Here is a 6,270-nt window from a genome sequence, read left to right as displayed (position 1 = left end):
AGAACCGAAAAGTGACACTTTAACTGATAGTAAGGGGCTGTGTATATACGAGTGATTTATAGATTCTTTGAGAATACGACTTAAAGCGATTTTAATTTGTCAGTTCATTGCATTTTGTTTTTTTAACAATTTCAATAATAAGAAGCACCTTATAGAACCCTCCTCATATTTGTCTTACAGGCCACATTATTACATTAATGGTACAATGCCACATAATAATTATATGAAAATATAATTATTTTATTTATTCTTATACTCATACACGCAAATTAACTTATGCTTTTCTTAATTTAGAAGCTTATCACTATAGAAAAATTGAAAAGTAAATGTCTGATATGAGCTTATTTAAACAAAGAGCACATAAGCGTTGTCAAGAGAATCATTTGATATACGTCGATTTTAAGTGTAAATATTAAAAAATCGCCTGGAACAAAAGTAATGTTCCAGGCGTGGCTATGATAAGTCTTATAATAGTTTCGCAAGTGCGACCATGACAAATTGTAATGGTAAACGAATGACATGCTGCTTAACACTATCTGTTCTATCTCTTTCATCTTTATAAGAGATGTTCTTACGTGCAGCGTAAATATTTGCAGGAAATACGAGCCAAAGGAATCCTTGTACTACTTTTCTTACGCGTGATCTATTTTTAGCACCGAGTACATAAAAAACAATTATAAATTCTAATATGCCCGAACACTTAACTATTGCGTGTTTGAAAGGTAAATAGGACGGCACGATTTTTAAAAACATATCTTTATTTTTAAAGTGTGAAACACCACTTTTATAAAACAGTAAACTAAATATGAATCTTACGATGATATTTTTCATAGTCTTCTCTATTCTTCAGCGACTTTGACAACTTGTTTACCAAAATTCTCTCCTGTGAATAACTTTCTAAATGCAGAAGGTAAATTGTCAAAACCTTCATCTATCGTCACTTCAAATTTAATTTTACCTTCAGACACCCATTGTGCGAGTTGTTCGCTTGCTTCTTTAAAATGATCAGCGAATTGTGCTACTACAAAACCTTGCATCAATGCTTGATTTTTAATCAACGTTCCTTGGATACGTGGTCCAATATCGTCTTTTTCATTATTATATGCTGAAATTGCACCACATACCGGAACGCGTGCAAATCGATTTAAGTATTTAAACACTTCATCAGAAATTGCGCCGCCAACATTTTCAAAATACACATCAATACCATCTGGTACAGCCGCTTCGAGTTGCTGTGCGAAATCATCTTGTTTATAGTCAATGGCCGCATCAAATCCTAATTCATCTGTTAAATATGTTGTTTTCTGCTTACCACCAGCAATACCGACAACTTTTGCGCCTTTAATCTTAGCAATTTGTCCTACGACAGAGCCTACTGCACCTGATGCAGCTGACACAACAACCGTCTCGCCAGATTGTGGCTGACCAATTTGAAGCAACCCTGTATAGGCTGTCATTCCCGGCATGCCTAAAACACTCAAATATAAATGTAATGGTACATCTTTTGATGGCACAGGGGTCACATCGTCTCCATTCACTGTATTTATCTTTTTCCATGGTAATATGCCTGTGACATAATCTCCGACAGATAGACGTTCATCGTTCGATTGTGTGACTTTTCCAACAATATGACCTTGTAATGGCTCATTCACTTGGAAAGGTTGAACATAACTTTTTGTATCATTCATTCTGCCTCTCATGTAAGGATCTACAGATACATAAATGGATTCTACTTGAACCTCACCTGCATGTGGTTCTCGAGTTTCTATTGTTTCAAATCTAAATACATCGTCTTGAGGGATACTTTGTGGTCGTTTTGCAAGTACAACTTGTTGATTATTCATTTATTATTCCTCCAGATATTTAGTCGTTGCGTCTAATAATGACAAATCACCATTGATGATTTGGAATTCGTGACCTTGTAATACTTCATCAGTTAATACAGAAACAAGCACTTCTGCTACATCTTCTCTTGTAATAGACGGATTTTGTACATTTTCAAATTGCGCACTCATATTGAATTGTTGCGTTTCATGTTCGTTTGTTAAAGCGCCTGGATGCACGATGGTATATTTTAAATTTGCATGTCTTAAGTAGTCATCCGCATAATGTTTAGCAATGGTGTATGGTTTCAAGTCGCCTGACGCATCAAACGCTTCTCGGCGTGAGTCGTACGTTGATACCATAATAAAGTGTTGATGATCGATCTGTTCACTTGCTTTAATTGCTTTCACTGCACCGTCTAAATCTACAATGATTGTTTGATCGTCACCTGTGCTCCCACCAGAACCGACGGAAAAAAGGATTTGATCATACGATTTAAATAATTCTATTAATTCATCAATAGATTGTTTTGCGACATCAATGTAAGTTGCATCGATACCATCTGCTTTTAAAGCTTCAACTTGTTCTTCTTTCCTAACACCGGCAGTAAAATCAACATCTCTTGCTTTCAGTTTACGTACGAGATGTTGACCGACGCCACCATTAGCACCGATAATTAATGATTTCATGTGTATCGCTCCTTTATAAAATTATTGATTAGCTAAGATTTTTAAAGCATTTTCAGCAACTGCATGTCCTGATTGGGGATTTTGACCTGTGACAATGCGACCATCTACGACTGCAAAATTACTCCAGTCAGCCTCTTTTTTAAAATGTGCACCGTTACTAATAAATTCGTCTTCTAATAAATATGGCATGTATTCAGTTGTACCATTTGCTTGTTCTTCACTATTTGTAAAACCAGTCACATCTTTATGACGAACGAGATAATCGCCATTTTCTTTAATATCGAGTAGACCAGCCGCACCATGACATACAGAAGAGAGAACGCCTTGGTTATTGTAAATACTTAGCGCAATGTCGTTTAGTTCTTTGTTATTTCTTAAATCCCAAATCGCACCATGTCCACCTGCAAAGTAAATGGCTTGATAGTCGCTAGGATTAACCTCTTTTGGAGATAATGTTTGTCCAAATTTATTCATATAATCATGATCCGTGTAGTATTCCCAGTCCTCGGCTCCCATCATTTCAGGGCTAAGACTGATAGGATCAAGAGGCACATACCCACCATTCGGACTTACAAAATCAACATCATAACCTGCGTCATAGAAATCTTTCGCAAAGTGCGTAACCTCTGAGAACCACGCACCTGTAGGTCTTTCTAAATTATCGTATTTCGCAATGTTTGTTACAACAATTAAAGCCTTTTTCATTGTCTTTCCTCCTCATTCATGTTTATATAGAATACAATATCAGTTAAACCTTGGTTTAAGAGAAAGGATATGCTTACATGAAACAATATTACATTGAATATGTCTCAGATTATTGCAATATACCTAAAAGCAAACTGCGTTATTACGAGAAAAAGAGTATCTTAAAACACATCGACAGAGATAGCAATAACAAGCGTTTATACACAGACGACGATATCGAAATGATTAAATTTATCCAGTGCTTAAGCAATTTGAATATGCCATTAAAAGAAATCCGAAAAAACACAGACATGCTTTATCAAAACCAAATAGATGTCCCAAGCGTGTTACGCGCACACCTAGAATTCTTGAATGAACAACGGAATTTGATCAGTACACATATCGACTTAATTGAACAAAAATTACAAACTGCCATGACTGAGTGACGAGGGAAAAGGGAGTGTGTGAATTAAAAGAACGATGAGAAGAGTATGGAGGAATAGTTAATGAATAAGCATAAGGAAATTTTAGATTTTAAAGATGAAGTGTGTATGTAAAGGCGATAGGTGGATACGCAAAGCTGGAATGAGTCAGAAAATTGCGTCGGGTGGATAAGCTAGAATAGAATGAGTGGGCGATGGATGGATAGGCTAAAACGGTTATAATATACCTTATACCTAAAATTACAGAGTACTAAAACTATCTTATCTGACATCTCTTGACGAGTTCTGCTTATCGGTTGTTGATGGGGTTTTTTGTAATTGATTTTTCGTACAGCTAGATAAAACGATATATTACTACTATAAATACTTTACATCTAATATCAACTAGTAGCATAAATGCTTAATATATACAAAAAGCTCTCTCAAGTTGTAAGACTTAATAGAGTATATTATTTGTTATCTTTTTACATAAAATTACTTATTGGTACTTTTGTAATTTCAATTACTATCCCATTTCATAAAATATTCATATTCTTGAGTTTCTACTTCAAATTCCTTAGATCGTATTTCAAATTGATGTTTTGTATAAAAACGAATGGCTCCTTCATTCTTCTCATTTACATGTAAATTAAGTACATTATAATCGCTTTTTAATCTTTCCAATAAAAAACCTTCCTATACCTTTATTACGGTAATTATCTGTAATAAAAAGACTTGCAATATATTGTTCAATCCACTTTATAACGAAATTACTTAATACAAATAATTATAACAAATCAAGAACCTATGTTCTCTCTATATATTCACAATTCTTAAGATATAATTATTTAAAAAATAGAAATGAGTGATTTAATGTATAGCAATTGGGGACGTGAGTTACAATCAATAATTGAAAATATAGATACGAAAGACGTAAAAGAAGTGATGAGTCAAGCAAGTAAGTCTTATGAGGAATTAAATAGTAAACGCTACACTCGTAACAAGGAAAAATATCCAATGATTTTAAATGACATAGTTAAATATGAATTATATCTTCTTGATGGATGCAATAATGTAGATGAGGAAAACAAACCAAAAAAGTGGGAAGATCATGATTTATTTGTGCCAACTAAAACTAACTTTTCAGCAAATTTCAAAAAGTTTTGTCTTGCACTTGGTATTGATTCTGAAAATTTTAAAATTGGAAAATTCTATGCATTTAAATATGATAGTAAACTTGTTATACATGATATATTGTCGAATAACTCTGATTATATCCATTTTTTAAAAAATGGCGTTAATAAAAAAGACTTAGAATCTACAAATAAAATTAATGATAACATATATTATTTTATAAAAAATGAAATTACTAATCCTATTGATTATAAAACTGCTATGACAAATTATTATTTATATTTCTTAATCGATTCAAATATCGAAGTTGGTATAAAATCTAAGGTTATCGATATTATAACAGCACCAAATGTTAGCAGTGCTCAAAAAATAGATATAATTAATTACTATATGGATGAATTAGATGAACTCAAGGACGAAGTTAATGCAAGATTAGCTGCAACCCAATCTTATAGCTATAGTGACTATTTAGAACAAGAATGCCGTGTTCAAATTGACGTAAACCTTGCAAAGTATTTAACTAAAAAAGAAACTCAAGCATCTGCCCCTAAATCCTTAGTAACTAGATTATTAAGTCAAAGCGAGCTAGTAGATCCACCAGAGTACACCAAAGAAAATCGCAACAAACTTATTTCTGAATTAAAAAAAGCTTTAAATTATCATTTAAAGAACAACAACGATAAAAATAACCTTGATGATTCTGAATATTTTTATATCACGTCAAAATAGTAACCATCATTATAGAAGTGCCGATTTTTCATCGGCACTTCTTTTTTGTCAATATATTTCTTCATAATTTTTGTCTGGAATTTTAAAGGTTATTTTACAGACTTACTCCTCACACTATTACCTATATAGTTATATATGTATTCGGCCGATACACAAATTAATACATTCGGAGGTAAATAATTATGAAGTACGAAGGTGAATATTTTGTAAAGCACACACCAAGTGTTCCATTTATCATTATTAGTAAGAATAGTAAATGGAACTCAGTTTATCTGAAAACAGGCCCGAATCCAAAGCGTCAAAAGCGTAATTGGAAAGGCGGTAACAACTAATGACGAACAACATATTCAAGCAATATCCATACTGGTTAGATTCAACTGCATGGTATGAACTTATTCGAGCAAAAAACAAAAATGACGAAGATAAGATAATTCGTTTATCTAGTCCAATCATCATAAAAAACAAATTTCTCGACCCTACTACAGGGGTTGAGAAATTGACTATCACGGATGGCAAAAATATTGAACGTATTGAAACGTCAGATATTCTAACGACACAAAAGTTACCTAGACTGGTTATGTTTGGGTTCAGCATCAATGAAAAGTACATTAAATCGCTAGGTAATGCACTACAATTAATGCGTCAATCACTACCCATTTCTACATTGTATACAGGTGTAGGTGTCTTACGTACTGATGAAGGTACTGTCATTTCATTAGATGAACCATATCTTTCAAAAGACATCGAGCAGTCTCAGGCTGATGAAATCATTTGTGAAACAAAGTATG

The 6,270-nt window shown here is 33.2% G+C and carries 9 protein-coding genes; 4 read left to right on the top strand and 5 right to left on the bottom strand.

Annotated elements, in window-relative coordinates; translation table 11 throughout:
• Positions 1-465: 465 nt before the first annotated feature.
• The 4 genes from KA858_RS11470 to KA858_RS11455 are packed head-to-tail and all read right to left on the bottom strand — an operon-like array spanning position 466 to position 3,218.
• The gene (locus KA858_RS11470; RefSeq protein ID WP_002434567.1) at positions 466-831 is read right to left on the bottom strand and encodes a DoxX family protein; all 366 of its coding nucleotides are present in this window, start codon (positions 829-831) and stop codon (positions 466-468) included.
• A gap of 8 nt (positions 832-839) precedes the next feature.
• A complete protein-coding gene (locus KA858_RS11465; protein WP_002434486.1) occupies positions 840-1,844 on the bottom strand; it encodes an NADP-dependent oxidoreductase in 1,005 nt (334 codons plus the stop codon).
• Between the two features lie 3 nt (positions 1,845-1,847).
• On the bottom strand, positions 1,848-2,513 hold the full coding sequence (locus tag KA858_RS11460; RefSeq protein WP_002434095.1) for an SDR family oxidoreductase: 666 nt from the start codon (positions 2,511-2,513) through the stop codon (positions 1,848-1,850).
• 21 nt (positions 2,514-2,534) lie between these two features.
• Complete coding sequence (locus KA858_RS11455) at positions 2,535-3,218, bottom strand: type 1 glutamine amidotransferase domain-containing protein (RefSeq protein WP_002434046.1); 684 nt, start codon at positions 3,216-3,218, stop codon at positions 2,535-2,537.
• Between the two features lie 77 nt (positions 3,219-3,295).
• Between KA858_RS11455 and KA858_RS11450 the strand changes: the two genes are divergently transcribed.
• On the top strand, positions 3,296-3,643 hold the full coding sequence (locus KA858_RS11450) for a MerR family transcriptional regulator (RefSeq protein ID WP_002434548.1): 348 nt from the start codon (positions 3,296-3,298) through the stop codon (positions 3,641-3,643).
• Between the two features lie 495 nt (positions 3,644-4,138).
• On the opposite strand, the gene KA858_RS11445 is transcribed toward KA858_RS11450, so the two are convergent.
• Positions 4,139-4,303, bottom strand: a complete 165-nt coding sequence (locus KA858_RS11445) for a GNAT family protein (RefSeq protein ID WP_002434151.1) — start codon at positions 4,301-4,303, stop codon at positions 4,139-4,141.
• A gap of 189 nt (positions 4,304-4,492) precedes the next feature.
• Here KA858_RS11445 and KA858_RS11440 point away from each other — a divergent pair, with 189 nt between their 5' ends.
• The 3 genes from KA858_RS11440 to KA858_RS11430 all read left to right on the top strand — a co-directional run.
• The gene (locus KA858_RS11440) at positions 4,493-5,482 is read left to right on the top strand and encodes a hypothetical protein (RefSeq protein WP_023350832.1); all 990 of its coding nucleotides are present in this window, start codon (positions 4,493-4,495) and stop codon (positions 5,480-5,482) included.
• A 182-nt stretch (positions 5,483-5,664) separates the two neighbouring features.
• Positions 5,665-5,814 (top strand): hypothetical protein, encoded by a 150-nt coding sequence (locus KA858_RS11435; protein ID WP_002434105.1) that lies wholly within the window; start codon positions 5,665-5,667, stop codon positions 5,812-5,814.
• Positions 5,814-6,270: DUF927 domain-containing protein (locus tag KA858_RS11430; RefSeq protein ID WP_210135753.1), on the top strand; the 457-nt coding region annotated here is incomplete at its 3' end. The genes KA858_RS11435 and KA858_RS11430, both read left to right, overlap by 1 nt.

The sequence above is a fragment of the Staphylococcus sp. GDX8P80P genome (assembly GCF_017893095.1).
Classification (GTDB): Bacteria; Bacillota; Bacilli; order Staphylococcales; family Staphylococcaceae; genus Staphylococcus; species Staphylococcus borealis.
This window is presented reverse-complemented; position numbering and strand designations above follow the sequence as displayed.

Excerpts from the sequence above, each read along its gene's own strand:
- KA858_RS11460 (WP_002434095.1), bottom strand. The coding sequence starts at position 2,513 with ATGAAATCATTAATTATCGGTGCTAATGGTGGCGTCGGTCAACATCTC.
- KA858_RS11465 (WP_002434486.1), bottom strand. The coding sequence starts at position 1,844 with ATGAATAATCAACAAGTTGTACTTGCAAAACGACCACAAAGTATCCCT.
- KA858_RS11435 (WP_002434105.1), top strand. The coding sequence starts at position 5,665 with ATGAAGTACGAAGGTGAATATTTTGTAAAGCACACACCAAGTGTTCCA.
- KA858_RS11455 (WP_002434046.1), bottom strand. The coding sequence starts at position 3,218 with ATGAAAAAGGCTTTAATTGTTGTAACAAACATTGCGAAATACGATAAT.
- KA858_RS11470 (WP_002434567.1), bottom strand. The coding sequence starts at position 831 with ATGAAAAATATCATCGTAAGATTCATATTTAGTTTACTGTTTTATAAA.
- KA858_RS11450 (WP_002434548.1), top strand. The coding sequence starts at position 3,296 with ATGAAACAATATTACATTGAATATGTCTCAGATTATTGCAATATACCT.
- KA858_RS11440 (WP_023350832.1), top strand. The coding sequence starts at position 4,493 with ATGTATAGCAATTGGGGACGTGAGTTACAATCAATAATTGAAAATATA.